General features: G+C 70.3%; 25 protein-coding genes. 15 read left to right on the top strand and 10 right to left on the bottom strand.

The features are described 5' to 3' along the window. The first annotated feature begins 51 nt into the window (after positions 1-51). From EQ874_RS05920 to EQ874_RS05880, 9 genes are all read left to right on the top strand, one after another. Positions 52-1,221 carry a glycosyltransferase family 4 protein gene (locus tag EQ874_RS05920; protein ID WP_064064160.1) on the top strand — a complete coding sequence of 390 codons (1,170 nt, stop codon included), beginning with the start codon at positions 52-54 and terminating at the stop codon, positions 1,219-1,221. A gap of 39 nt (positions 1,222-1,260) precedes the next feature. Next, the gene (locus EQ874_RS05915) at positions 1,261-1,650 is read left to right on the top strand and encodes a hypothetical protein (protein WP_064064179.1); all 390 of its coding nucleotides are present in this window, start codon (positions 1,261-1,263) and stop codon (positions 1,648-1,650) included. 104 nt (positions 1,651-1,754) lie between these two features. Further along, positions 1,755-2,192: an SRPBCC family protein gene (locus EQ874_RS05910; protein ID WP_129976229.1), complete on the top strand. Its 438-nt coding sequence runs from the start codon at positions 1,755-1,757 to the stop codon at positions 2,190-2,192. A 23-nt stretch (positions 2,193-2,215) separates the two neighbouring features. Continuing rightward, positions 2,216-3,424, top strand: coding sequence for an ArsA-related P-loop ATPase (locus tag EQ874_RS05905; protein ID WP_129976227.1), 1,209 nt, complete (start codon positions 2,216-2,218; stop codon positions 3,422-3,424). Beyond that, complete coding sequence (locus EQ874_RS05900) at positions 3,412-3,816, top strand: hypothetical protein (RefSeq protein WP_064064163.1); 405 nt, start codon at positions 3,412-3,414, stop codon at positions 3,814-3,816. The genes EQ874_RS05905 and EQ874_RS05900 overlap by 13 nt, the downstream gene beginning before the upstream one ends. After that, a complete protein-coding gene (locus EQ874_RS05895) occupies positions 3,813-4,790 on the top strand; it encodes an ROK family protein (protein ID WP_242496664.1) in 978 nt (325 codons plus the stop codon). The genes EQ874_RS05900 and EQ874_RS05895 overlap by 4 nt, the downstream gene beginning before the upstream one ends. Before the next feature lie 159 nt (positions 4,791-4,949). Further along, positions 4,950-5,738, top strand: a complete 789-nt coding sequence (locus tag EQ874_RS05890) for a lysophospholipid acyltransferase family protein (protein ID WP_129976225.1) — start codon at positions 4,950-4,952, stop codon at positions 5,736-5,738. A gap of 4 nt (positions 5,739-5,742) precedes the next feature. Then, positions 5,743-6,234, top strand: coding sequence for a polyadenylate-specific 3'-exoribonuclease AS (locus EQ874_RS05885; protein ID WP_129976223.1), 492 nt, complete (start codon positions 5,743-5,745; stop codon positions 6,232-6,234). 54 nt (positions 6,235-6,288) lie between these two features. After that, positions 6,289-7,674 carry a 3-deoxy-7-phosphoheptulonate synthase class II gene (locus EQ874_RS05880; protein WP_016933765.1) on the top strand — a complete coding sequence of 462 codons (1,386 nt, stop codon included), beginning with the start codon at positions 6,289-6,291 and terminating at the stop codon, positions 7,672-7,674. Positions 7,675-7,693: 19 nt separating this feature from the next. Here the strand turns inward: EQ874_RS05880 and pknB are convergent, their stop codons facing one another. Continuing rightward, entirely contained in the window at positions 7,694-9,739 is a 2,046-nt protein-coding gene (pknB, locus tag EQ874_RS05875; RefSeq protein WP_129976221.1) for a Stk1 family PASTA domain-containing Ser/Thr kinase, read from the bottom strand. A gap of 182 nt (positions 9,740-9,921) precedes the next feature. On the opposite strand from pknB, the gene EQ874_RS05870 reads away from it, so the two are divergent. Further along, positions 9,922-10,293: an Rv2175c family DNA-binding protein gene (locus EQ874_RS05870; protein WP_242496663.1), complete on the top strand. Its 372-nt coding sequence runs from the start codon at positions 9,922-9,924 to the stop codon at positions 10,291-10,293. Between the two features lie 20 nt (positions 10,294-10,313). Here the strand turns inward: EQ874_RS05870 and EQ874_RS05865 are convergent, their stop codons facing one another. The 4 genes from EQ874_RS05865 to EQ874_RS05850 form a co-directional block, all read right to left on the bottom strand. Continuing rightward, positions 10,314-11,228, bottom strand: a complete 915-nt coding sequence (locus EQ874_RS05865; RefSeq protein WP_129976219.1) for a phytoene/squalene synthase family protein — start codon at positions 11,226-11,228, stop codon at positions 10,314-10,316. 16 nt (positions 11,229-11,244) lie between these two features. Beyond that, positions 11,245-12,831 carry an alpha-(1->6)-mannopyranosyltransferase A gene (locus EQ874_RS05860; RefSeq protein WP_207213499.1) on the bottom strand — a complete coding sequence of 529 codons (1,587 nt, stop codon included), beginning with the start codon at positions 12,829-12,831 and terminating at the stop codon, positions 11,245-11,247. A 125-nt stretch (positions 12,832-12,956) separates the two neighbouring features. Next, positions 12,957-14,489 carry a phytoene desaturase family protein gene (gene crtI, locus EQ874_RS05855; protein ID WP_129976215.1) on the bottom strand — a complete coding sequence of 511 codons (1,533 nt, stop codon included), beginning with the start codon at positions 14,487-14,489 and terminating at the stop codon, positions 12,957-12,959. Positions 14,490-14,494: 5 nt separating this feature from the next. Then, positions 14,495-15,541 carry a polyprenyl synthetase family protein gene (locus EQ874_RS05850; protein WP_129976213.1) on the bottom strand — a complete coding sequence of 349 codons (1,047 nt, stop codon included), beginning with the start codon at positions 15,539-15,541 and terminating at the stop codon, positions 14,495-14,497. Between the two features lie 239 nt (positions 15,542-15,780). Here EQ874_RS05850 and metF point away from each other — a divergent pair, with 239 nt between their 5' ends. Next, a complete protein-coding gene (metF, locus tag EQ874_RS05845; protein WP_016935589.1) occupies positions 15,781-16,704 on the top strand; it encodes a methylenetetrahydrofolate reductase [NAD(P)H] in 924 nt (307 codons plus the stop codon). 21 nt (positions 16,705-16,725) lie between these two features. Here the strand turns inward: metF and EQ874_RS05840 are convergent, their stop codons facing one another. The 5 genes from EQ874_RS05840 to EQ874_RS05820 are packed head-to-tail and all read right to left on the bottom strand — an operon-like array spanning position 16,726 to position 21,749. After that, positions 16,726-17,910 carry a glycosyltransferase family 2 protein gene (locus tag EQ874_RS05840; RefSeq protein WP_242496683.1) on the bottom strand — a complete coding sequence of 395 codons (1,185 nt, stop codon included), beginning with the start codon at positions 17,908-17,910 and terminating at the stop codon, positions 16,726-16,728. Positions 17,911-17,915: 5 nt separating this feature from the next. Beyond that, positions 17,916-18,638, bottom strand: coding sequence for a DUF3153 domain-containing protein (locus tag EQ874_RS05835; protein ID WP_016934567.1), 723 nt, complete (start codon positions 18,636-18,638; stop codon positions 17,916-17,918). After that, positions 18,635-19,513: a carotenoid biosynthesis protein gene (locus tag EQ874_RS05830; RefSeq protein ID WP_064064014.1), complete on the bottom strand. Its 879-nt coding sequence runs from the start codon at positions 19,511-19,513 to the stop codon at positions 18,635-18,637. Before EQ874_RS05830 ends, EQ874_RS05835 begins: the two co-directional genes overlap by 4 nt. Then, a complete protein-coding gene (locus tag EQ874_RS05825; protein WP_115311470.1) occupies positions 19,510-21,105 on the bottom strand; it encodes an NAD(P)/FAD-dependent oxidoreductase in 1,596 nt (531 codons plus the stop codon). The genes EQ874_RS05830 and EQ874_RS05825 overlap by 4 nt, the downstream gene beginning before the upstream one ends. Further along, positions 21,102-21,749 carry a GNAT family N-acetyltransferase gene (locus EQ874_RS05820; RefSeq protein ID WP_129976209.1) on the bottom strand — a complete coding sequence of 216 codons (648 nt, stop codon included), beginning with the start codon at positions 21,747-21,749 and terminating at the stop codon, positions 21,102-21,104. Before EQ874_RS05820 ends, EQ874_RS05825 begins: the two co-directional genes overlap by 4 nt. Before the next feature lie 392 nt (positions 21,750-22,141). Here EQ874_RS05820 and EQ874_RS05815 point away from each other — a divergent pair, with 392 nt between their 5' ends. The 4 genes from EQ874_RS05815 (at position 22,142) to rsmH (ending at position 25,346) form a co-directional block, all read left to right on the top strand. Then, complete coding sequence (locus tag EQ874_RS05815; RefSeq protein ID WP_016934760.1) at positions 22,142-22,561, top strand: SAV_6107 family HEPN domain-containing protein; 420 nt, start codon at positions 22,142-22,144, stop codon at positions 22,559-22,561. Positions 22,562-22,733: 172 nt separating this feature from the next. Next, entirely contained in the window at positions 22,734-23,153 is a 420-nt protein-coding gene (locus EQ874_RS05810; RefSeq protein WP_016934759.1) for a DUF3040 domain-containing protein, read from the top strand. 428 nt (positions 23,154-23,581) lie between these two features. Beyond that, positions 23,582-24,013: a division/cell wall cluster transcriptional repressor MraZ gene (gene mraZ, locus EQ874_RS05805; RefSeq protein WP_064065471.1), complete on the top strand. Its 432-nt coding sequence runs from the start codon at positions 23,582-23,584 to the stop codon at positions 24,011-24,013. 292 nt (positions 24,014-24,305) lie between these two features. After that, a complete protein-coding gene (rsmH, locus tag EQ874_RS05800; protein WP_064065470.1) occupies positions 24,306-25,346 on the top strand; it encodes a 16S rRNA (cytosine(1402)-N(4))-methyltransferase RsmH in 1,041 nt (346 codons plus the stop codon). The last annotated feature ends 3 nt before the right edge of the window (positions 25,347-25,349 follow it).

Here is a 25,349-nt window from a genome sequence, read left to right as displayed (position 1 = left end):
GGGGCGGGACCCGTCCACGCGCGCGCGTCCCGCTGCTTCTACGGTGGACCCATGTCGCGAACCCTGCTGGTGACGAACGATTTCCCGCCCCGCCCCGGTGGCATCCAGTCCTATCTGCACGCCTTCGCGAACCAGCTGCCGTCCGACGACCTCGTCGTCTACGCACCGCGCTGGCGCGGCGACAGCCACGTGAAATTCGACGCGCGGGCTCCCTTCGAGGTCGTCCGTCATTCCACGACGCTGATGCTGCCCACCCCCGACGTCGCCCGCCGCGCCACCCGCCTGCTCGTCGAACACGACTGCGACACCGTCTGGTTCGGAGCCGCCGCGCCGCTGGCGTTGCTGGCGCCCGTGATGCGCCGCGCCGGAGCCCACCGCATCGTCGCCAGCACACACGGCCACGAGGTGGGGTGGTCGATGCTGCCCGCCGCCCGCCAGGCCCTGCGGCAGATCGGCGACCATACCGACACCGTCACCTACGTCAGCCGCTACACCCGGGGACGTTTCGCCTCCGCGTTCGGTCCCGAGGCCGGCCTCGAACACCTGCCGTCCGGAGTCGACACGGATGTCTTCCGGCCCGATCCGGGAGCGCGCGCCGACCTGCGGGCACGTTACGGACTCGGCGACCGGCCCACCGTGCTGTGCCTGTCGCGCCTCGTACCGCGCAAGGGGCAGGACGTGCTCATCCGTGCGCTGCCCGCGATCCGCACGCGCATCGACGGTGCCGTCCTCGTCATCGTCGGCGGCGGACCGTACGAGTCGCGACTGCGCGAGCTCGCCCGCCGCGCCGGCGTGGAGGACCATGTCGTGTTCACCGGCACCGTGCCGGCAGCCGAACTCGCCGCGCACCACACCGTCGCCGACGTGTTCGCGATGCCGTGTCGCACCCGCGGCGGCGGTCTCGACGTCGAGGGCCTGGGCATCGTCTACCTCGAGGCGTCCGCGACCGGTGTCCCCGTCGTGGCCGGCAGATCGGGCGGGGCCCCGGAGACGGTGCGGGACGGCCGGACCGGGTACGTCGTCGACGGCACCGCGGTGACGGCGGTCGCCACCGCCGTGTCCGGCATCCTCGCCGATCCCGACCGTGCCGCCGCGATGGGCGCGGCCGGTCGCGAGTGGGTGTCCACCGACTGGAGATGGGACGTCCTGGGAGCGAGATTGCGCGGATATCTCGACGCCGCGACGCCACCGAGCGAGACCGTGGCGCCGTCGGCGGGGTGACCGGACGGGCCGGAGGCGCGATGTGTGAAGCTGTCCTGCGTGAGCAGCATTCAGGTGGCGGATCAGACCTTCGTAGCGGCGCCCCCGGAGCGCATCGCCGAGGAGGTCGCGGCGCCCGATCGGTGGCGTGCCTGGTGGCCCGATCTCACGCTGACCGTGCGTGAGGACCGTGCCGAGAAGGGCATCCGGTGGACGGTGTCGGGCCCGCTCGACGGGACGATGGAAGTGTGGCTCGAACCGGTCCTCGACGGCGCGGTGATCCACTACTTCCTGCACTGCGAACCGGCTGGTGTCCCACCCGAGCGCGTGGCGGGTCTCGACCTCGCCGCCATGAACCGGACGCGCCGGGTCCAGGGAAAGGTGATGACCTTCGAGGTCAAGCAGCGTCTCGAGGCCGGTCGTCCGGCGGGTGAGCCACCGCGCTCCTGACGGACCGAAGTGCCGATACCGTTGTCCGCAGAGTGTGTGATAGACCGTCGGAACGGGACTGATCGGTGTACACCCGAGGGACCGAGAAAGGGAGCCGTCACCACATGGCCGAGAAGACGAAGAGGTCGATCACCATCGACGCGCCGGCCGAGCGTGTCATGAAGGTCATCGCAGATTTCGATGCCTATCCCACCTGGGTGTCGGCGGCGAAGACCGTGGAGGTGGTGGAACACCGCCCCGACGGGCGGGCAGAGCGCGTGCGCTTCGTCCTGGACGCCGGCATCGTCAAGGACACCTACGTCCTGCGGTACAAGTGGGCGCCCGACAACCGCGCCGTGAGCTGGGAGCTCGAGAGCGGCGAGATCCAGAAGGCGCAGTCGGGCTCGTACGTGCTGACCGAGACCGCCGACGGCACCACCGTCGTCGACTACCAGCTCACGGTGGACCTCACGATCCCGATGATCGGTCTGTTCAAGCGCAAGGCGGAGAAGGTCATCACCGACACCGCGCTGAAGGAACTCAAGAAGCAGGTGGAGGGCTGAACGTCCGGCCCGCCCCGGCCCGCGTGCGATGGTTCCTCGGCAAGGGCGGCACCGGGAAGACGACCGTGGCCGCGGCCGAGGCGCTCGCGACCGCCCGCGCGGGGGAGCCCGTGCTCGTCGTCTCGATCGACCAGGCGCACTCGCTCGGCGACGTGCTCGACCTGCCCCCGGCCACGAGCCGGGACGCCGGCGGGTCCGGCATCCGGACCGTCGAGGAGAAACTCGACATGGTGGAGATCGATGCGCTGCAGCTGCTCCGGTCGCGCTATGCGGTCCTCGCATCGATGGCGGCGCTCGCCGGGACCCACGAACACGCCGAGCAGTTCGACCTGCCCGAGCCCGACGAACTGACCGGCCTGCCCGGCGTCCAGGAGCTCCTGGTGCTCTCGGAGGTCGCGCGACTCTCGGACACCGGAAAGTGGTCCCATATCGTCGTCGACGCGCCGGCCTCGGCCGACGCCCTGCGCACTCTCGCCGCGCCGCGCACGGTGGCCGACTATCTGGAGCGGGTCTGGCCGCAGCACAGCCGGGTCGCGGCCACCACCGGCCCCGACCCCCGGACGGCCGTCTTCGTCGCCCTGTTCGACCGGCTGCTCTCGGGCATCGCCGCGGTACGCGACCTGCTCGACGATCGTCGACGCAGCACGGCGGTGATCGTGGCGACGCCCGATCGCGCCGGTCGTGCCGAACTGCGCAGGGTGCGGTCGTGGCTCGCCCTGTCCGGCATCCGGGTCGAGGCGGTCGTGATCAACGGAGTCACTCCCTCGGTGGGTGGATCGGGTGCGGCGGCGCGACTGCTCGCCGACCAGCGGGCCGCGCACGAGGCGGTCGTGGAGGAGATCACGACGACCGTCACCGACGTCCCCGTGATCGTGTGCGAGCGCCGTGCAGCCGAGCCGGTAGGGTTGGAAGCTCTGGAGGAGCTCGCTGCGGCGCTCCGCCGCGACCCACCCGCACCCTTGTCGGACACCGGCGATCCGGTCCGGGTGCAGCACGAATCGGGAACGGGGGTGGAATCGGTGTACGCGATGCGCATGTACCTCCCACTCGCCGACCCCGCGTCCCTGACACTCGGACGCATCGGCGACGACCTGGTCGTCGGCGCCGACGGCATGCGCCGCCGGGTGCGACTCGCGTCGGGGCTGCGGCGGTGCACGGTCTCCGAAGCCGAGTTCGACGGCACCGATCTGGTGGTGCGCTTCGTACCGGATCCGGCGGTGTGGCCGCTGTGAGAGACGATCACGAAGCTCTGCTCTCCGAGCTGTTGCTGCTCGCCGACGCCGTGCTCGACCGCGTCGAGGGTGCGGTGCAGCAGTTCGCCGTCCCACCTGCCGACGACTCCGCTTCCGGGTCGGCAGCGCCTTCGAGCGCTCCTGACTCGGCAGCGACCCCGGGTGGGTGCGCGTGGTGTCCGCTCTGCGCGGCTGCAGCGCTGGTACGCGGCGAGAACCATGAGCTCGTCACCAGGCTGGCGACCAAGTTGGCGGCTCTGATCGCGCTGCTCCGTGAGTTCCTCTCGCAGTTCCTGTCCGCGACCGGCGGCAACCCACCGGAGCCCACGCCCGATCCGCCGACGCGCGAGCGTGCGGCCTTCGTGCCGATCTCCGTCAACGTCCGGCCGTGAGCATCGGCCACGGGAACGGCGCTGTGCTCACGGTGGGGATCGATATCGGTGGAACGAGTATTCGTGCCGCGGCCGTCGATCGGAACGGCGAGGTCGCCGACAGTGTGCGCACGCAGACGCCGTCCTCCGCAGTCGCCCTCGAGAACGCTCTGCATCGTCTCGTCGATCACCTGCGTGGTCGCAACGACATCGCGGCGGTCGGGCTGGGGGTCGCGGGCTTCCTGACCGAAGACCGCACCACGGTGCGGTTCGCGCCCCATCTGCCCTGGCGGGAGACGCCACTCGCGCAGACGCTGACCGCGCGCTTCGGGCTGCCGGTCGTCCTCGAACACGACGCCAACGCCGCAGCCTGGGCCGAGTACCGCTTCGGTGCCGCCGCAGGCAGCGGGATCGCGGTGATGGTGGCACTCGGAACGGGAATCGGTGCTGCCCTGCTGCTCGACGGCAGGATCTATCGCGGTGCGTACGGTGTGGCCCCCGAACTCGGGCACCTGCAGGTCGATCCCGACGGCCGTCCCTGCCCGTGCGGAAAGCGCGGTTGCTGGGAGCGATATTGCAGCGGAACAGGTCTCGTGGACACGACCGTCGAAATGCTCGCGGCGGATCCCGGACGTTCCGTGCTCGCCGGCGAGATCGCCGCGGATCCGGGATCGCTCACCGGACGGCGGATCGCCGGGGCCGCCCACGACGGCGATCCCGTCGCGCTCGCGGCGTTCGACGACTTCGCCCGCAGGCTCGGGCTCGGACTGGCGCTCGTCGCCGACGTCTACGACCCCGAACTCGTCGTCATCGGGGGAGGGGTCTCCGGCTCCGCGCCGCTGTTCCTCGATGCTGCGCGCGAACACTATGCGGCCGTCACCACCGGTGCCGGGCACCGTCCCCTCGCGCGGGTACGGGTGGCGCAGCTCGGTGATGCCGCAGGGCTGATCGGTGCCGCGGATCTGGCCCGCGCCGAGGTGTGCGGAACCCCGTGATCCCGTTCAGCGGATGAGATTATCGTCACGTCGAGGTCGAAAGCGTGGGGTCGGGCACCTCGGTGATGTGCGTGTGGCGGCCGCATCGTCGTAGAGTCGACCGGCGGGCGGTGCTGCACCGATCCGCGTGGGGGGAAGATCGGATTCGGGAAGGATGCCATGTGGTACTGGCTGTTCAAATACGTCCTCCTGGGACCGTTGCTGTGGCTCATAGGTCGTCCGACCTTCGAAGGCGGCGAGAACATTCCGGCGCACGGCCCGGCGATCCTGGCCAGTAATCACCGCGCGGTCCTCGACTCGTTCTACCTTCCCCTCCTCGTGCGACGGCGGATCACCTTCCTGGCCAAGAGCGAGTACTTCACCGGTGCCGGTCCCAAGGGCGCCTTCCAGCGCTGGTTCTTCTCTTCGGTCGGGCAGGTCCCCATCGACCGCACCGGCGCCGATGCCGCGCAGGACGCGCTCAATGCCGGCGTCCGGGTTCTCGGCCAGGGAAAACTGCTCGGCATCTACCCCGAGGGCACCCGCTCACCCGACGGACGTCTCTACAAGGGCAAGACCGGCCTGGCGCGACTGGCGCTCGAGACCGGCGTCCCCGTGATCCCCGTCGCCATGATCGGAACCGACCGGATGAACCCCATCGGCTCGAAGATGTGGCGACCGGCGAAGATCACCGTGCGGATCGGCAAGCCCATCGATTTCTCCCGGTTCGAGGGCATGGGCGGCAACAGGTTCGTCGAGCGCACCGTCACCGACGAGGTCATGTACTCGCTCATGCAGTTGTCGGGCCAGGAGTACGTCGACATCTACGCCGCGACCCTGAAGAGCACCCCGGGCGTGGCGGACGGCCCGGGTACGGCCGGGGAGGCAGGCGCGTCGGAGTCCGAGGCCGTCACCCCGCCGCCGGGCGGTCCCGTCCCGGACCGTATTCCCGACACCCGCGCCGGGTGAGCAGGTGCGCTACTTCTACGACTGTGAATTCATCGAGGACGGTCGCACGATCGAACTCGTCTCGATCGGTGTCGCCTGCGAGGACGGCCGCGAGTTCTACGCGGTGTCGACCGAGTTCGACCCGTCCCGGGCGGGCGCCTGGGTGCGCCGCAACGTGCTGCCGAAGCTGCCGCCCCCGGCGCACCCCGCGTGGAAGTCGCGGTCGAGGATCCGCGACGACCTGCTGAAGTTCCTCGTGCCCCGGCCGGGTATCCGACCCGAGCTGTGGGCATGGATCGGGGCCTACGACCACGTCGTCCTCGCGCAGTTGTGGGGCACGATGCCCGATCTTCCGGACGTCCTGCCCCGCTACACCCGCGAACTCCGGCAGTACTGGGAGGACTCGGGTTGCCCACCCCTGCCTCCGGTTCCGGACGACAATCACGACGCCCTCGCCGACGCCCGCCACAACCTCGCGAAGTTCGAGGCGATCGAGGCCGCTCGTCGTTCACGGTGACGCGGGTAACGGGGTGCTGCGCCGCTCCCGGCCGTCACGCCATATCCTGGACGGGTGAACTGGACTGTCGACGTGCCGATCGACCGCTTGCCCGAACTTCCTCCGTTGCCCGAGGAGCTGCGTGCCAACCTCGACGCGGCGCTCGCGAAACCGGCGCTGCAGCAGCCCGGCTGGCCCGAGGAGCAGGCCGCGGCGATGCGCACCGTGCTCGAGAGCGTGCCCCCCATCACCGTGCCCCGCGAGGTCGAGGAGCTGCAGAACCAGCTCGCCGCCGTCGCCCGCGGTGAAGCCTTCCTCCTGCAGGGCGGCGACTGCGCCGAGACGTTCGCGGACAACACCGAGCCGCACATCAAGGGCAACATCCGCACGTTGCTGCAGATGGCGGTGGTGCTGACCTACGGTGCTTCGACGCCGGTGGTGAAGGTCGCGCGTATCGCCGGCCAGTACGCCAAGCCGCGCTCGTCCGACACCGACGCGCTGGGTCTGCCGTCCTACCGCGGCGACATGGTCAACTCGCTGGTCGCCGATCCGGAGGTGCGCAGGCACGATCCGTCCCGTCTCGTGCGCGCCTACGCGAACGCGAGTGCCGCGATGAACCTCGTGCGTGCTGTCACCGCGGCCGGTGAGGCCGACCTGCACCGCGTGCACGACTGGAACCGGGCCTTCGTCTCGGCCTCGCCTGCCGGGGCCCGCTACGAGGCGCTCGCCTCCGAGATCGATCGCGGCCTGCGGTTCATGGACGCCTGCGGCGTCGTCGACCCGAACCTGCGCGCGGCGACGATCTACGCCAGCCACGAGGCCCTCGTCCTCGACTACGAGCGTGCGATGCTGCGCCTCGACAACTCGGGCGACGAACCGCGCCTGTACGACCTGTCGGCCCACTTCCTGTGGATCGGTGATCGCACCCGTCAGCTCGACGGCGCACACATCGCGTTCGCGGAGCTGCTGTCGAACCCGATCGGCCTGAAGATCGGCCCGTCGACCACCCCGGAGATGGCCGTCGAGTACGTCGAGCGGCTCGACCCGCACAACACGCCGGGCCGGCTCACCCTGATCTCCCGGATGGGGCACTCGAAGGTCCGCGACCTGCTGCCCGGCATCATCGAGCGCGTCGAGTCCACCGGTCACAAGGTGATCTGGCAGTGCGATCCGATGCACGGCAACACCCACGAGGCGTCCACCGGCTACAAGACGCGCCACTTCGACCGCATCGTCGACGAGGTGCAGGGCTTCTTCGAGGTACACCGCGCGCTCGGCACGCATCCCGGTGGCATCCACGTCGAACTCACCGGTGAGAACGTCACCGAATGCCTCGGCGGCGCCCAGGACATCTCCGATCTCGACCTGCACGGTCGTTACGAGACGGCGTGCGATCCGCGCCTGAACACGCAGCAGTCGATCGAACTCGCGTTCCTGGTCGCGGAGATGCTCCGCGGGTAGGCGGGAAACATCTCTCGGATCAGGGCAGTGCGGTCAACGTGATCGTGCTGCCCTGTTCCGCTCTCCGGCCCGCCCCGGGATTCTGGCCGATCACGACCGACCGGTCGGAGTCGCCGAGCTGCCGCACCTCGACCTCGAAGCCGAGCCGGGTGAGTTCTTCGCGGGCCGAGCCCACCGAACGACCCAACAGCGACGGCACCTTCACTGCATCGGATACGAGGAGGGTGACCGTTCCTCCGGCATTGACCTCGTCGCCCTCCGCCGGGTCGGTGCCGGCGACGAGGCCCCCGTCGACGTCGGCGTCGAAGACCTCCCGGATCTCCCCGACGGTCAGTCCCGCATCGTCGAGGATGCGCCGCGCCTCGTCGACCGTGCGTCCGGAGAGATCGGGCAGGGTCACCGGGGGTGATCCCTTGCTCATCACAAGCTTCACCTCGGACCCGACGGGCAGGACGGATCCCGGCGCGGGATCGAGTGCGGCGACGCCTCCCTCGGGCACCGTGGTGCTGAAGGCGGTGCCGCCCTCCACCGGCTCGAAGGTGCGACGCCGCAGTTCGTCCTCGACGACGGATCTCTCCCCGGCGCCGGGGATGGACGGAACGGTGGGCCTGCCGAGCGACACGAGCAGCGCGATCGTGTCGCCGTCGGGCACACGTGATCCTGCGGTGGGATCGGTACCGAGGACGGTGTCGACCGGGACGTCGTCGGAGTACTCGCCTCTGATCTCGCCGGCCAGTCCGGCTGTCTCGATCGCGGAGACGGCGGCGGCCCGGTCGAGCCCCTGCACGGTCGGCACGTCGGTGAGCCGGCCGGCGCCGAGCCACCATCCGGCGATTCCCATGAACAGTGCGAGCACGATGATCGCGGCGATCCAGGCGGCCGCCGAGCGGCGCTGACGGCGACGGTCGGCGGCGTAGTCGGGCCGGGGCGCCACCGCTTCGGTGTCGGGGCGCGGATGGGCGCGGGTCGCGACCCGGGTGGGGTGGGGACGGGTGGTGGGAGCATTCGGGCCGGCGGTGCCCGGCACCGCGGTCTGCACGGTCGTCGGCGCATGTGCGTTCGCCGCCGCGGTGGCGGGCAGTGCCGTGGTCGCGGGGGCGGGAGCGGGACGACCGGTCGCGGAGCCGTCGGAGGTGCGCGCCGGTACGGCGTCGGGATCCACCGGTGCCGGTGGCGTGCGCACGGCCGATCGTCTCGGTGCGGGAACCCGGTAACGCGGCAGGTCGAGCGTCTCGCAGATCTCCCCGAGAGCATCTGCCATCACCTGGGCGTCCGCGTAGCGTTCGGCCGGTTCGCGCTCGGTGGCGCGGCGGACGAAGGCGTCGAGTTCGGGCGGCACCCCGTCGATCGCCGAACTCGGATCGGGCACGTCCTTCTCCACCCGCTGGTACGCCACCGACAGCGAGGTGTCGCCGGTGAAGGGGGTGCGGCCGGTGAGCATCTCGTACACGAGCAGACCGGTCGAGTAGACGTCGCTGCGTGCGTCCGCGCTGCCGACGGTGACCTGTTCGGGAGACAGATAGGCCGCAGTGCCGAGGATCACGCTGCGTGAGGTGGTGGTCGCGGCGGCGACGGCACGGACGAGCCCGAAATCGGCGATCTTCACCTCGCCGTTACCGGAGATGAGGATGTTCTCGGGCTTGATGTCGCGGTGCACGAGACCTGCACGGTGCGCCACGGCCAGGGCACCGAGGACCGGCGCCGCCACCGCGGCCGCGGCGTGAGGCGGCATCGGGCCGCGTTCGCGCAGCAACTCGCGGAGGGTGCCACCTTCGACGAGCTCCATCACGAGGAAGACGTGATCGCCGTCCTGGCCCTGGTCGTACACCGCGACCAGCCCGGGATGGGTCAGCCGCGCGACGGACCTGGCCTCGAACTCGAACCGTGCCAGGAACTGGGGATCCGCCGCGAACTGCGGGTCCATGATCTTCACGGCGACAGGACGGTCGAGGCGCAGATCGGTGCCGCGGTAGACGGTCGACATGCCGCCCCGCGCGATCTGCGATTCGATGCGATAACGCCGGTCGAGCACGACGCCGACCAGTCGGTCGCCTCCAGCGGTCACCCGGTGTACCCCCGTGTCTCGTGCGTGATGGTGGGACGCCGGTACCCGGGCCTTCGAGGTATCGACGTGACGAAGGTCCGGCTCCGCGTGCGCGAAGTGATTTCGTCCCCGTCGATCGTAGCCAGCTCCCGTGGACGGTAGCCGCGTAGCCGCCCGCGCGGGCACAGCGATAACGTGGTGGGGTGAGTGCAATCCCTTACTGCGACGACGTTCTCGACCGCTCCGTCCCCGTGGTGCAGCTCGTCGACGTGGCGAAGACCCTCGGCGTCGCCATCTCGCGTGTCCACCAGATGGTGCGCGACCGGCAGCTGCTGGCGTTCAAACGCGACCGGGTGCCCGTGGTACCCGAGGCCTTCCTCGACGGAGAGGGGGACATCCTCAAGGGCCTTCCCGGTCTGATCGCGGTGCTGCACGACGGTGGTTACCAGGACGACGAGATCCTGCGGTGGTTGTTCGACGAGGACGATTCTCTTCCCGGCGGATACCCCGTGGCCGCGATGCACACGCAATCCGCGCGCGAGGTGATGCGGCGGGCGCAGGCGCTCGCCTTCTGACCCCCCGGCTCTCTCCGGGGTCAGCGGTGCCGGAACAGTGAACCGGTGACGTACTCGGTGAGCATCACCGCGGCGCGCGTGCGGCGAGGAACCGTCGCACGCCGGTCGAGCACCCGGAACCCGCTGCGTTCGACCTCGTCGAGGATCCGCCCGTAGAGCGTGAACGCGGTGCGGATGCCCGGCCGGATCCGGTCGGGGAGTAGCGCCAGGCCGGGCTCGGCCCTGCGGTACTCGGCACGGGTCAGCGCGACCGCGTGGGCGAGAGCCCGGCGGACCCGCGGATCGACCACCCCGGTGCGTCTGCCCTCGCGCAGCAGGTCGAGGTCGACCCCGAACGCCGACCACACTTCGAGCGGGATGTAGACGCGTCCGCGTTCGAGGTCTTCTCCCACGTCGCGGATGAAGTTGGTGAGCTGGAACGCTTCGCCGAGTGCGGCGGCGGCCGGCGCGGCCGCCGGATCGTCGACTCCGAACACGGGAAGCAGTTCGAGCCCGATCACGGCCGCGGAGCCGTACATGTACTTGCGCAGTTCCTCCATCGTCCGATAGTGGGGCCGGAATTCGGGGGTGCCCGGCACGTCCATGCGCATGGACCGGATGAATGCCTCGAAGTAGTCGATCGGGATGCCGTACTGCCCGATCGTGTCGGCGAGTGCGCGGACCACCAGCCCGGTGTCGTCGAGCGGGCCCGGATCGCCCGCGAGCGCGGCGTGCAACCGGGCGCGCGCGTCGTCGACACCGCGGATCGCGGCTTCCGGGTCGTCCACCGCGGTGACGTCGACGATGTCGTCGACATGCCTCGCGAATCCGTAGAGCGCGTGGACGGCGCTTCTGCGCGGGGCCGGCAGCAACCGGGTGGCGAGGTTGTAGGTGCGTCCGTGCTCTGCGGTGAGCTCGGCGCAGTAGGCATAGGCCCGGGCGAGGTCGTCGGTCACGCTCCCGGCGGGACGATCAGGCACGGTCGTCCCGCGCAGCACCCGGGGGCGATGCCGGTCGCGGCCGCAGTCGCAGGCGCAGCGGATCGTAGGTGACCAGAGCGCGGGCCGCGACGATCGAGGCGAACACTGCGAGCGCGACGTGCGCCAGGTTGTACATGCCGATCGACCCGTCGGGGTTGAAGATCAACATGAGCCAGGTCGACAGTGCGACGAGCACCATGAGGAGCCGGGGCGACATCGCGAAGGCCGCGGCGACCGCGAGCGGCCACGAGTAGTACCAGGGCAGTGCGGCGGGCGACAGCAGAGTCACGGCGGTCAGTGCCACGACGATCCCGAAGACCGCGTCGCGTTCGGTGCGGCGGAATCGCCACCACGCCCACACGAGGATCACCACCAGCGCGATCGCGCAGAGCATGCGCGTGATGTCGAGGATCGAGCCGAGACGCCACGGGGTGATCCACGTGACGACGTGGGCCATCATCGTCGGCAACGACAACCAGTTGATGATCTTCGACGAACCGGACAAGGCGGTGAGCCAGCCGATACCGACCCCGGCGAGCAGCGAGGTGCCACCGAAGACCGCGGCGAACACGAGAAGTCCGAGTCCGGTCGCTTTGGCGAACAGACGGACCGGCGCTGCGGGCTCGCGTCCCTCGGCGCGCGCACGGTCGCGTTCGTGGACCATCCACACCCATACCAGGAAGGGCAACGCCAACCCCGCCGTGGCCTTGATCGCGGCGCCGAGCGAGACCAGCGCGATGCCGCCGAGATGGCGGCCCTCGAGGACCAGCACGATGCCGGCGATCATGAGACCGACCATCAGCAGCTCGTTGTGCACGCCCCCGACGAGGTGGATCAGCACGAGCGGGTTCAGAACCGCGAGCCACAGGGCGATCGAGGGATTGCCGCCCATGCGGCGCGCGAGTTTCGGCACGGCCCACGCCATGAGCGCCAGGCCGGGAAGCATGGTCAGGCGCCACAACCACGTTCCCGTGACCACATTGTCGTCGGTGATGGACGTGATGCCCGCACCGAGGAGCAGGTGGACGGGTCCGTAGGGGGTGGTGGTGGTCGTCCACACGTTGCTGACGTTGTCGAGCAGGACACCCGGATTGACCACCGGCCCCACCGCGTACGGATCGAAGCCGTCGCGCAACAGCGCGCCCTGGGCGAGATAGGAATACGCGTCGCGGCTGAACATCGGTGTGGCGAACAGCAGGGGAGCGGTCCACGCGGGCAGCACCGTCCACAGATCGCGTACCGTCACGAGCCCGGCGAGGGCGGCCCGGCCGAGGCGCACCCACGCGCCGATCATGACGAGCACGCCGATCCACAGGATGATCGTCGAGAGCAACTGGCCGTGGCCGAAGCGCAGCCACGACAGGTAGATGCCCTCGAGCAGCGGATCGACCCGGCGGACGCTGCCCGCCCCGAAACTGCCGAAGGTCATGAACACCGCGCCGCACGCGCCGAGCAGCGCGGCATTGCCGGCGGGACTCCTCAGGAATGCATACTTCGAAGGCTCACGTGCCGGTGCGGCCGTCCCCTCCGGCGCGGGCGAGGTCTGCGACTCGGCGTCGGGCGAGGCAGGGGACGACATCGGTACGGTTCCTCCCCCGTGGACGTGGATGCGCGGCGCGCAGATGCTGGCGAACGAGGACAGTTTAGTGGAGACGTGAGGCGCACTGCGCCCGGTATCGCCGCACCCGCGGAAGTGCCCCCGTGTCACCGCGCGCGCGGAACACCGAGCCGTTCGGCGGCGAGTCTTCCGGACAACAGCACCGTGGGCACACCCACACCGGGCACCGTCGCCGAACCCGCGAGCACCACGCCGGGAACGGCCGGGTCGAGATTGCGTCGCCGGAACGGTCCCGTCTGGCGGAAGACGTGCGCGCTCGAGAACGGGCTGCCCGCCTGCATACCACGAGCGTGCCAGGTCGCGGGTGTGTCGATGTGGTCGACGCGGAACCCGTCCGTGATCCCGCCGTATCCGCGGCGGTCGAGGACGTCGAACAGCTCGTTGCGATAGGGCACCGCGAGTTCCGCCCAGGCGAGCGGTGCGCTGTCGAGGTTCGGGCACGGCGCCAGCACCGACAACGGCTCGTGTTCGACGCCCTCGCGGGTGAACCGCAGGTCGGGATCGGACAGTGCGGGCCGGGTGATCAGTAGTGACGGATCGGACATCAGGCGGCCGCGTCCGCGGCTGCGGGTGATCTCGGCGAAGGTGCGGTTCCATGCGGCGCCGAAGTCGATCACATGGTGGTGTTGCGCCGCCCAGCCGCCACTCACCGCGGTGGGGACAGATCCGTGCAGCACCACCGCCGAGGGCGCGGCCAGCGTGCGACGGCGCCGGCGGCGTGGCAGCACGGCGTCGACGACCGGGGTATCGGGGGTCAGGACGGCCGCGTCGCACGGGAAACGATGCCCGTCGCGGGTGCGGACACCGTCGATCCGGCCGCCGGTGACATCGACCGCGGTCACCTCCCGGCCGAGTTCGAGCCGCCCACCGGCCTCGACGAACGCCGCGGCCATCGCGCGGGCGACCGACCGCATACCGCCGTCCACCGCGTACACACCCATCGAGGTGTCCATGTGGGCGATGGCTCCGTAGACCGCGAGGGCCCGTGCCGGAGCGACACCGGCGTACAGCGCCTGGAAGGTGAAGACGCGGCGCAGGCGAGGGTCGGTGATCCTGCGGTTCACCTGCGCGCCCAGCCTGCCGAACCCGCCCAGGCGGAGAAGGCGCACCAGATCGCGCACGGCGGCGGGCGACGAGACCAGGTCGAACGGCGAGTCGAAGTTCGCGTCCATGAAACGGTCGAATTCCGCCTCGAAGATGTCGGCGAGCCAGGACCGCAACCGCAGATAGCGTTGTGCTTCGTCGGGCCCGCACACCCGGGAGATCTCCGCGACCATGGCATCGGGATCCGAGTGCACATCGATCGAGGTGCCGTCGGCGAAGCGCGCGTGATAGGCGGGGGAGAGCTGCCGGGTGCGGAGCGCCGGACGGACGGAGTCCCGGTCGGCGCCCACCGCGGCGAGCGCGTCGTCGATCAACTCGGGCATCGTCAGCACGGTGGCGCCGTTGTCGATCTCGTAGCCCGGCCCGTGATAGCTGCCGACCCGGCCACCGACGTCGTCGGCGCGTTCGAGCACCGTCACGTCCTTGCCGCCGCCACGCAGGTGCAGAGCCGCCGACAGGCCGGCGAGCCCCGCGCCGACCACCACGACCTTCTCGACGCCGGAAACCGTCCGCACCGGTCTCACGCCACCCGGCGGGTCGCCGCGACCGCCGAGTCGCGCAGGAGGGCCTTGCCCTCCTGCGTGGCACCGGACGATTCGAGAGCCTCGAACGCGCTGTCGGTCAACGCGGTGATGCGGTCCTCGATCCGGGCGACGGCACCGAGATCGACGAGCACGGAGCGGAGCTGCTCGACCTGCGAGTCGGACAGGTCGGTGCCGATCGAGGTGCGCAACAACTCGGCCGCTGCCGGATCGGAGCCGTCGGCGGTCTCGAGGGCCAGCGCGTACAGGACCGTGCGTTTGCCGGAGCGCAGATCGTCGCCCGAGGGCTTGCCGGTGACCTCCGGGTCGCCGAAGACCCCGAGCAGGTCGTCGCGCAACTGGAACGCCAGGCCGATGTCGGTGCCGAAGCGGCGGTAGGCATCGATCAGGTCGTCGTCGGCGCCGGCGAGGGCGGCGCCGATATGCAGGGGACGTTCGATCGTGTACGCCGCCGTCTTGAACCGGTTCACCCGCGTCGCGGCCTCCACCGATTCGTCCGCCGCCACCTCGTTGGCGATGTCGAGATACTGCCCGCCGAGCACCTCGGTGCGCATCGCGGCCCAGACCGGCGTCACCCGCGCGACGGTCTCGGGTGCGAGCCCGGCCGAGTGCAGCATGTCGTCCGCCCACACCAGGGCGAGATCGCCGAGCAGGATCGCGACGGATTCGCCGAACTGCTCTGCCTTGCCGTGCCAGCCGGCCTTCCGGTGCTGCTCGGTGAACTCGACGTGCACGGTGGGGAACCCGCGGCGCGTGGTGGAGGCATCGATGATGTCGTCGTGGACGAGCGCCGCGGCCTGCACGAGTTCGAGCGCGGAGCATGCCTGCAGGACGGCCTCTGCGTCCGGGCCCGTCGGATCCCCGCCGGCACCGAGCCAGCCCGTCCACGCGAAACGCGGACGGACCCGCTTGCCGCCGCGGAGCACGAATGCTTCGAGTCTGTCGACGGCCTGCCGGTAGCCACCGCCCACGGAGTCGATCAACGCGGCGCGTGAGGCGAAGAACTGCCGGAGGGAGTCCTCCACACGGTGGGGGAGCTGCTCGGCAAGCAAGTGATCGGCGCCGGTAGACAGGACGGAACCTCCAGGTCGATGGTGACGGCACCTCGGAGACGAGTGGAGCCGGGGCGCCGCGACCAGCCTATCCGCACTCTCGGATCGTCGCCGGTAGCGCCCGCCGCAGCGGCGCCACCTATGCTGGACCGGTGACAAGCGACTTCGTCAGGGCAACCGAGGACGGCGGGATTTCTCGGACCCCGTCGATCGTGGACCGTCTCGGGTCCGCGCGTTCGGGCCGCATTCCGTTCTCCGTCGAGTTCTCCCCGCCTCGCGACGCCGAGGCCGAGGGACGACTGTGGCGTGCCGTGCGGACGTTCGAGCGTCTCGGCCCGGCCTTCGTATCGATGACCTACGGCGCCGGGGGATCCACCCGCGACCGTACGGTTCGGGTCACCGGACGCCTCGCCGAGGAGACCACCCTGCTGCCGGTCGCGCACCTCACGGCCGTCGGGCACAGCATCGACGAACTGCGCGCGATGGTCGGTGCCTACGCCGATCGCGGTATCACCAACATCCTGGCCCTGCGCGGCGACCCGCCGGGTAATCCGCTCGGCGAGTGGGAGAAGCATCCGGAGGGCCTCGAGTACGCCGACGAGCTCGTCCGGTTGGTGCGCGACCTCGGCGACTTCCACGTCGGCGTCGCGTCCTTCCCCGAAGGGCACCACCGGTCCCCGGACCTCGATCACGACACCCGCTATCTCGTGCAGAAGCTGCGCGCGGGCGCCGAGTACTCGATCACCCAGATGTTCTTCGACGTCGAGCACTACCTGCGTCTGCGCGACCGGGTCGTGGCCCACGACGCCGAGCAGGGGCTCAAGCCGATCATCCCCGAGATCATGCCGATCACGTCGCTGCGCTCGGCGCGGCGCAGCCTGGAACTGTCGGGTTCGCAGCTGCCGCCCGTACTCGAGGAGCGCCTGCGGCGGGCGGCGGGCGACGGTCCCGAGGAGGACCGGGCGGCAGTACGCGAGGTGGGCATCGAGGTCGCCACGGAGATGTGCGAGCGTCTGATCTCCGAGGGTGCGCCGTGCCTGCACTTCATCACGCTCAACTTCGCCCGCGCGACCGGCGAGGTGCTCACCCGCCTCGGCTACGAACTCGAGGCTCCCGCCGCGGTGCAGCCGGCCTGAACCGTCCCCGTCCCGGCCCGGTCAGGGGAGGGTGCGGGCCTTCCACGACGCTCGTCCGCTCCGCCGTGCCCGGATCGACGACGCCGTGAGCGCGCCGAAGACCAGGATCGAGGCGGGGTGGGCCGCGGCGTCCAGCAGGTCGCCGGCGAGACGGTCGGGGGCGTCCGGGTGCCGCCGGCCTCCCCGTTCGGTCGTTCGAGCGAGCAGTCGCGACAGCACTCCCGCGGCGGTCCCGGCCAGGCCCCAGCGTCGCGTCCGCGCGTCTCCGAGCAGGGCCGCGGCCGGAGGCACGAGGTACGCGACGAGATACAGCGCCACGACCGCGGCAGCCCCGGCGGGAGAGCCGAACGCCGACCACAGCCAGCGCGTGTAGCCGCCCACCAGCGCGCGGGGTCCGTCGTACATCCGGCACGACGCGAGTCGGCCCGCGGCCGCGACCGTGGTGCGTTCTCCGGTGCGGCGTAGCGCCCGGGCGAGATCGAGATCCTCCGTGGGACTCGCCGCGACCGCCGCGTGCCCGCCGATCGCGGCGTAGACCCGGGCGTCGAAGACGAGGAACTGCCCGCACGCGACCGCCATGGACGGCCGGCGGGTGCGGTGCGAGACCGCGACGGGCAGCAGTGAGAACCACGACCAGAACAGCAGGGGTTGCACGAGGCGCTCGAGCGCAGACCCGGTCCGCTGGTACGGGAACGGCGAGACGAGCGCTGCATTCCGGCGGCGCAGCAGGGTGACGGCGGCGGCGAGCGCATCGGGCGCGAGCCGGACGTCGGCGTCGACGAACAGGACGACTCCCTCGTCCACCACCGAGCCGGCGTGAGCGACCGCTGCGGCGCACGCGGCCGCCTTGCCGGTCCAGCCGGCGGCAGGCGGGTCCGTCGACCGGACGACGGTGATGCGCTCGTCTCCCTCCGCAGCAGCCGCGGCGAGGTCGGCCGTGCCGTCGGACGAATCGTCGTCGAAGACGATCACGCGCAGGGCGCGCAGTCCTCGTTGTGCCCGCAGGTCGGAGACGATCGCACCGATGCGCGGGGCCTCGTCGCGGGCGGGAACGACGACGGTGACCTGCTCGTCGACGACCGGGCCCGGCGCGAGACGGGGGAGCGCGAACCGGTTCGCGACGGCGACCGCCGCGCCGTAGGAGGCGACGAGGGCGCCACCGCTGACGAGTCGCTCCCACGGGGTGGGGGCCGGTCCGCGCGACAGGCCGGTCAGGACCGTGTCCCGCTCGTCGCCGACCACCGCGGCGCCGGATTGCGGGTGAACCAGGCCGTGCCCGCGATGATCAGCGTGACCCCGAAGACGGCTCCGGCCATGATCCCGGCCCAGCCCGCGAAACCGCGCGTGTTGGGATCCGCGTAGCGCACCTCCGCCCGGAGGCTGCTGACCTCACCGGCCGGGAGCTTCCAGGTCACGATCGAATCCGACTCGCGGGTGCCGTTGGTGGTCGCCACCCGGGCCGGGAACGCGATGGTGAACTGGACGTCCGTGCCCTGCGACGGGGCGGACTCGAGGTCCACACGTCCGTTCAGGGCCACGAGGTCGCCGGAACGCTGCAGGTTGAGCTGGAACATGCCCGCGCTCTGGTCGGACATCGTCGCGAGCTGCTGGACATCGCCGAAGGTGAGGTCGTTGAAGAAGACCTGGCTCCCCACGTAGCCGTCCTGCGAGTACTCCTGCACCCGCACCTTCCCGGCCAGAGCCGAAGGGGCGGTGAGCTCGGGGCCGGGATCGTTCTCGTCGGCGGGAATGGTCGCGGCGACGATCTGCCCCGACACGCGGTCGTCGGAGGAGATCCCCATTGTCGCCTGCACGCGCAGGCAACCGGTGAGGAGCGGAACGGCGAGGAGCACGAGCCCCACGACCGCGACGACACGACGGCGGACGGACATGGTGGACGACTGCACGGAGAACATGGTGCCAGGCACGGTCATCCTCGTCGGTTGTTCGGGTCGCTCGCGGCGAGTCGTGCCTCGACCGGCTCCGGGCCGGATCCACTCGCGCCGCGTCCGCGGACGAGCGAGACCAGCAGGGGAACGCCCAGCACACCCATGACGACCAGCCCGTACAGCGCCGAATAGCGGAGCTCGGGGGTGTCGAGGAAGACACTGTGGGCGAGGGCCGAACCGAGCCACGTCCACAGGAACAACGCGATCGGCACGCCGTCGTGCCGGGGCGTGTCGGGGCGGTCCGAACGGGAGTCGACGAGGACGAGCACGGTCGCCATGATCGCGGCGACGAGGAGCCAGCCCGCATAGTTGGTGAGCGGGATGTGCCCGATCCCGGGCAGGCCGCCGGCATTGCACCACGACCAGTGACCGTCCGCGACCATCTGGGGGTCGAGGAAGAGATCCCATCCGAGCATGCCGACGGTGACCGCCGCGACCCGGCCGGGACCGTTGCGGACGAGGCGCGAGGCCACGCACCACACGGGGTACAGACCCGCCGACCAGGCCAGCGGTACCACGAGCGGAACGTCGAGGGCCGCCGGCCCGAGACGGTCGGTGACATAGCTGTAGCAGCCGTAGGGGTAGCCGGTCATCGTGCCGACCACCTCGGACAGGTATCCGATACCGGCCGAACTCACGAACAGGACGACGGCGAAGGTGGGACCGCGGTTCAGCGCCGCATGGACGAGGCAGGCTGCGGTGAGCAGTGTGACGACCGCGACGGTCGCGGCGTCCCGGGCGTCACCCTCGGTGAGGGGATAGGCGATCTGGGCGAGGACCGCGGCGACGGCCGGGACGACGGGAAGGATCGTCCGCCATCGGGCCGGGTGGGCCGGGGCAGGCGCGTAGGTCTCGGTCATCGCGACACCCAGCCCTTCATGCGATCCATGATGCCGCCCCTGGCGTCGGCGAGGGCGACGCGGGCGGCGTTGCGTCCGCTCGCGCCGGAGACACCGCCGCCGGGATGCGTCGAGGCGCCGGTGAGGTAGAGGCCGGGCGCGTCGGGCACCCGATAGCCCGACAGCTCCGGCAGCGGCCGCCACAGGAACATCTGGTCCAGCGACATCTCCACGTGCATGACGTTCCCGCCGAGCAGTCCGAGTTCGCGCTCGATGTCGGCGGGGGTCTGTACGTGGCAATGTTCGACGCCGGCGGTGAAACCGGGAGATCGCGTCTCCATCTCCGCGAGGATGCGATCGGTCTCCGATCGGGCGATGTCCTCCCAGCGTCGCCCGCCCCGCAGCGCGTACGGATGCCATTGGGACCACAGTGTGATCTGGTGTTTGCCGGCGGGCGCGATCGTCGGATCGAGTGCCGAGAAGCTCATCGCGAGAACCGCCGGTCGCGGGGGCAGGTCTCCCGCCATCGCGGCACCGTGGGCCGCCCGCAGGTGGGCGCGGTCGTCGACGAGCAGTTGCAGACCCGAGGTGGTCAGCTCCGGTTCGTCGCACCCGCGGTAGTGCGGCAGCGAATCGGTGCCCAGCCGCAGGACCATGCCGATGCCCGGGCCGACCCGCATGCTGCGCCGCCAGCCTTCGAGCCGGCCGCGGTCGTATCCGCCGCGGTCGAGCAGCTCCAGTGTGGTGAGGACGTGACAGCCGGCGACGACCCTGCGGGCCCGCACGGAGCGTCCCGATGCGGTGCGCACGGTCCACAGATCGCCGGAGCGGCCGATCTCCGTGACGGCGTCGCCGCAGGTCACCGTGCCGCCATCGGAACGCAGTCGGGACAGCAGCGCCTGGGTCAGCGCGCCGCTCCCGCCGACCGCGCGGCCCGGCGGAAGGGTGTGCATGAGGGCCGCGAAGCCCACCATCGCCGCGGTGCCCGGTTCGGACATGGGCGGTCCGGACTGCGCACCGAACCAGGCCAGTGCCGCTTTCAGGGGTTCGTCGTCGAAGTATTCGTCGAGCAGGCTGTCGCCGGTGGTGAGAAAACGGCGGGACAGGGCGCTGCCGCCTTCCCCGGCGTCGAGACCCCAGAACGAGGACAGCAGATGCCGGCCGGTCGGGGGATGGGTGAACGACTTCATCACCGCCGCGCTGCGCGGACCCCAGTCCTGCACGAATCGGCGGTACGCGTCGGCTTCCCGGCGCCCGCACGCGGCCTCGACGGACGCGCAGGTCCGGTCGAGATCGCGGTGGAACACGATGCCGGGGCGGTCGGTGCCTGCGGGCGGCGGCGCGTACGCCCACGGGTCGCAGTCGATGTAGCGCAGTCCGTGGGCGGCGAGATCGAGCTCCTCGACGATTCCCGAGTGGCGGACCATGATGTGGGCCGAGGAACCGCGGTCCACGGCGTATCCGGGGAAGCGCTCGACGGTGGAGACGGCCCCGCCCGGCACGGTGTCGCGTTCGAGCACCTCCACCGACCATCCGTCACGGGCGAGATAGCACGCCGAGACCAGAGCGTTGTGGCCGGATCCGACCACGACGGCGTCGAGGGTGGGGCTCATGGGATACCACTTCCGTCCGGATCGTCGAGCGTGTGGGGGTGATGCGGAACGAGGTCCGGCCCGAGCGGCAGACTCCTGCCGAGCACCGCGAAGGGCCGGGCATCGCCGGTGAAGACGAACCGGCGGACGACATCCTGGAATCCGAACCGACGGTACAGCCGCCACGCCCGGTTGTCCTCGGCCGGCACCTCGGGAGTCGACAGCAGGACGGCTCCTTCCGCACGGTCCCGCAGCAGCGCGTACAGGAGCAGTTCGCCGATGCGGCGTCCCTGCATGTCGGGACGGACGTGCAGTTCGGTGAGCTCGAAGTAGTCGGCGAGGACCCGATCGATCTCCTCGGGAGACCGTCCGGAACGACGCATGCCGGTGCGCACCTGTTGGTTCCACCACTGCCGGCTATCGCCCCGGTAGCCGTACGCGATGCCGACGATCGTGTCGGGCGCCTCGGGGAGAGCGGCGGCGAAGGCCTGCCATCCCGCACGAGCCGAATGCTCGGACCACATCGGCGCCCGGTGGTACTCCGTGCCGCGGGGATAGCGCATCGCCGCGACGTAGACGGACAGCAGCTCGGGGAGGCGCGCACGGAAATCCGCAGGGGAGAGTTCGGTGAGGATTGCGGGGTCGTGGTGGGGATCGGTGGTCATGCGTGACTCGTTCGGGTGGCTCGCGATGTGTCGGAGGTGTTCGGGTCTCGCTGATCGTTCGGGATGACGTGGCCGCTTTCTCTTGACGGGTTGTCGGTGGGTCCAGCTATATTGAATACGTCGAACGCATGTTCGACACCGGTGATCCGGGGATGTTCGAGGGAAGCGAACATCCCCGGATCACCCTGGGGTCTCCCGCTCGGCGTCCGTGTCGGGGATCACTCGAGGACAGTGATCTCCGTTCCTCGGCGTTTCGGCGGGAATACCACCGGATACCGCTCGTTGTAGTGAGTGGTGCGAGCACGCCGAGGAGGTGCGTGAATATGGCCGACGGTCACGTCGCGGGTCGAGGGCCGCGCCGAACGTCTCCCACGCTCGGACCGTCCGCATGCATGGACCGCCCGACCTCGGCGCGCGCAGCGACGCTGTTGCGCAAGGCCGACGATCTGCTCTCGGGTGCCGCCGGTGCCGGCGATCCGGGCGAGAGGTTCCGTCTCGCCTATCTTGCGGCGCTGCGCGGTGCCGGCGCGGTCGTCGCCGCTGCGGAGATGCGCTCCGGGGTCCGGCCGGCGCGCCGGCCGGTCACGCGCAATGCGTGGGCGCTCATGGCGCGAGCCGACGAGTCCTTCGCCGTCTGGGCCGACTACTTCGCCGACCGTTCCGCCACTCGCGCGGCGATCGAGGCGGGCGTCGCGCGGGCCGTCGGAGCCGACGAGTCCGGTGCGTTCTACGACGAGGTGGGTCACTTCCTGCACGACGTGGAGGGTTATCTCGACGCCGAGGCAGAGCCCGAAGTCGGTGTCGGTGGGTGACCTTCGCCTTCTCACGAGGGCTTCGCCGGGCGGGGGACCGAACTCACGTGTGGAGTTTGTGGTCCACATCGACTTCTGCTCGTATTATTGATTCAGGCGGCCGTATCGACGGCCCCCCGCCGGATCCGCCCCACGGATCCGGTGGCCACCGTTTAGTGCCGGGGGAGGTACCGTGCCACTCTCCGAGCACGAGCAGCGCATGCTCGATCAGATCGAGAGCGCGCTCTATGCTGAGGATCCCAAGTTCGCCTCGACCGTGCGTGGTAGCCGGTTGGGGATGGCGTCGAACCGGCGGCGGCTGCAGGCCGGCGCCTTGTTCGTGTTGGGCCTGACGCTGTTGATCGCCGGTGTTGCCCTGCCGCTCAAGCCGGGCGGCTTTCCGATCATCAGTCTGCTCGGGTTCCTCGTGATGTTCGCCGCCGGAGTTCTGTTGCTCCTCGGCGGTCGTCGGCCGTCGGCTTCAGGGGCGACGGGTGGTAGTTCCGCTTCCGGAAAGACCGGCCGAAGTTCCGGCGGCGGCAGGAAGTCCTCGGGTGGTGGCTTCACCAACCGCATGGAAGAGCGGTTCCGGAGGCGTTTCGAGCAGGAGTGACCTCCTCGACCAACAGCTGTATCGACGACGGCGCGACCCACGGGTCGCGCCGTCGTCGTTCTCTGCGGAGTTTCGTACCCCCACCGGTCGTCTCTCCTCCACCGCGCCCCACTCGCCGCCGCCCTCGGCTCCGTTCCCTCTCCCCGCCTCGTCCCACCCGCCCCGTTTTCCCTGGTCGTCTTGCGCTCCGTCCTCGTTTCCCGGGTGGGGACGGTCGTCGACGCGAAGGCGTCGGCCGATGCTGCGCCACCTCCCCGGGGCGTGTCCCCATTTTCCGCCACCTGCTCTGAGCTGGGGATGTGACGGCAACACGCGTGACCGGGCGGCGGTAATCCGTTTCCGGTGGGGCAAAGTGGGGTAATGTGGGGCACGGCGGGACGAGGTGTCCTGCCGCGCGAAGCATCCGTCCGGCAGCGGGGAGGCGCCGAGTGTTCCTCGGTACCTACACCCCCAAGTTGGACGACAAGGGCCGGCTCACGCTGCCGGCGAAGTACCGAGACGAGCTGGCGGGAGGGTTGATGATCACGAAGGGGCAGGATCACAGCCTCACCGTGTTCCCTCGCGACGAGTTCGCCGCCTTGGCGGAACGCGCTGCGAGCGCCTCACGGAGCAACCCCCAGGCACGTGCGTTCCTGCGCAGCCTCGCTTCGGGAACGGACGAGCAGCGACCCGACTCGCAAGGCCGGATCACGCTGTCGGCCGCGCACCGCAGGTATGCCGGTCTCGCCAAGGACTGCGTCGTGATCGGCTCGGTCAGGTACCTCGAGATCTGGGACGCGACGGCATGGGAGACCTACCTTGCCGAACACGAAGAAGACTTCTCGGAAGCGAGAGACGAAGCACTACGCGACATCTTGTAACACCACGGCTCGGGTTGCGCGGCGAGTGCCGCGAGGCCTCTGCCCGATGTGCCGGCCCTGACGCACTTCCCCAGCGCCAGGTACGGACCGGAGGGCCCTGACGCACTTCCCCGGCGTCAGGTCTCTTCGGACTCGGACAGAGACCTCGAGGCATTCGCCGTCTTCCGTATCAACCCCGTGGCGACGAGCAGGGCATCGATACGAGCGACAGGCAGGCACGAGGCACACCACCGTCCACCCGACGAGTACCCCACAGACCGTAAGCGGCCCGAGCAGGATTTCCGGAGGACACATGGTGGACGGCGAGCACGACTCCGTCGATGGTGCGGATGAGGCCACCGGTGCCGATGTGACGTCCCCTGCGGAGTTCGGCCACGTCCCGGTCATGCTCGATCGAGCCGTCGAGATCCTCGGTCCGGCGATCGAGAGTGCCGGACCGGACGGCGAGGGCGCTGTCTTCGTCGACGCGACACTCGGTCTCGGCGGGCACTCCGAACACTTCCTGACGATCTATCCCGGTCTGCGGCTCGTGGGTCTCGACCGCGACCCCGACGCACTGGCGATCGCGCGCGAGCGGCTCGCGCGGTTCTCCGACCGCACCGACTTCGTCCATACCCGCTACGACGGGATCGCCGATGCGCTCGAGAGCGTCGGCCTCGACCGGTACGGCTCGGTCCACGCTGCTCTGTTCGATCTCGGTGTGTCCTCGATGCAGCTCGACGAAGCGGAGCGCGGCTTCGCGTACTCGAAGGACGCTCCGCTCGACATGCGGATGGATCCCACCACCGGCATCACCGCCGCGGATGTCCTCAACACCTACGGTCACGGCGATCTCGCCCGCATCCTGAGCACCTACGGCGAAGAACGGTTCGCCGGCAAGATCGCCTCCGAGATCGTGCGGACCCGGGCCAGGACGCCGTTTCGGACCAGCGGCGAACTCGTCGAACTGCTCTACCGCACGATCCCGGCCGCGACCCGTCGCACCGGTGGTCATCCGGCCAAGCGCACCTTCCAGGCGCTGCGTGTCGAGGTCAACGCCGAGCTCGACTCGCTGCGCGATGCGATCCCCGACGCTCTCGACGCCCTCGCCGTCGGCGGCCGGATCGTCTTCATGTCGTACCAGTCGCTCGAGGACAAGGTCGTCAAGCAGGAGCTGACGCCGCGTTCGAAGTCCCGCAGTCCCGAAGGGCTTCCGGTCGAACTGCCGGGCATGGGGCCGGAACTGCGCATCCTGACCCGCGGCGCCGAGCGGGCGACCGAGGACGAGATCGAGGCCAATCCACGTTCGGCGCCCGTCCGCCTGCGTGCTGCAGAACGAATCGCCAGGAGGTAACCG

This window comes from Rhodococcus sp. Q1 (assembly GCF_004153645.1).
GTDB lineage: Bacteria > Actinomycetota > Actinomycetes > Mycobacteriales > Mycobacteriaceae > Rhodococcus > Rhodococcus gordoniae.
The sequence above is the reverse complement of the archived record's forward strand: the minus strand, read 5'-3'. Positions and strand labels throughout refer to the sequence as shown.